Origin of the sequence: Lentzea aerocolonigenes, from assembly GCF_000955955.1 — a bacterium.
Classification (GTDB): domain Bacteria; phylum Actinomycetota; class Actinomycetes; order Mycobacteriales; family Pseudonocardiaceae; genus Lentzea; species Lentzea aerocolonigenes_A.
Window position 1 is genome coordinate 1 of sequence record NZ_JYJG01000566.1, and the last position, 975, is coordinate 975.

1 protein-coding gene is annotated in these 975 nt (G+C 67.7%); it reads left to right on the forward strand.

What is annotated here, in order from left to right; translation table 11 throughout:
- Window positions 1-95: 95 nt before the first annotated feature.
- The coding region (locus UK23_RS47040; protein WP_231115003.1) for an acyltransferase domain-containing protein at window positions 96-975 on the forward strand (880 nt) is incomplete at its 3' end.

Genomic DNA, 975 nt, shown 5'->3' on the forward strand with positions numbered 1-975 from the left:
TGTCAGACCTGCCTGAGATGATTGGGATGGGGGGTATCTCCCCCCAGGGGGCCAGCCAACCCGAATCGATCCAGGCCCGGGGCAGGGTGCCGTGGGTGGTGTCGGCCAAGTCGGCGAGCTCGCTCAACGCTCAGGTCGAGCGGGTGCTGCGGCTGGACGGCGACGCGCGGGACATCGGGTACTCGCTCGCGTTGAAGACCCAGTTCGACCACCGGGCGGTGGTGCTCGACGGCCAGGTCGTCGCGCAGGGAGCGGTGAGCGGGAAGCCGCTCGCGTATGTCTTCTCCGGGCAGGGATCGCAGCGGCTCGGCATGGGGCGTGAGCTGTACGAGGCGTTCCCGGTGTTCGCGTCGGCGCTGGACGAGGTGTTGGAGCACCTCCAAGGCGTGCGCGAGGTCATGTGGGGCGATGACGCCGGCGCGCTGAACCGGACCGGGAACACGCAACCCGCGATCTTCGCTGTTCAGGTCGCGCTGTACCGGTTGCTCGAGTCGTTCGGGGTGAAGCCCGCGAAGGTCGCCGGGCACTCGATCGGCGAGATCGCCGCCGCGCATGTTGCCGGTGTGTTGAGCCTGGAGGACGCCTGTCGGCTGGTGCAGGCGCGCGCGTCGTTGATGCAGGCGTTGCCGTCCGGTGGCGCGATGGTGTCGGTCATCGCTTCCGAAGAAGAGGTCCGCGCGCACCTGACTGATGGCGTGTCCATTGCCGCCGTCAACGGGCCTCGGTCCGTGGTGATCGCGGGCGTCGAGGACGAAGTGCTCGCGATCGCGGAGAAGTGGAAGAACAAGCGGCTCAAGGTCAGCCACGCGTTCCACTCGCCGCAGCCGATGCTGGACGACTTCCGCGCGGCGATCGCCGGCATCGAGTTCCGCGAGCCGGTTGTAGGAATGTCGACATCCGGCGATGTCACCACCGTCGACTACTGGGTCGACCACGTGCGTGACGTGGTGCGGTTCCATGACAACGTCACTCGGC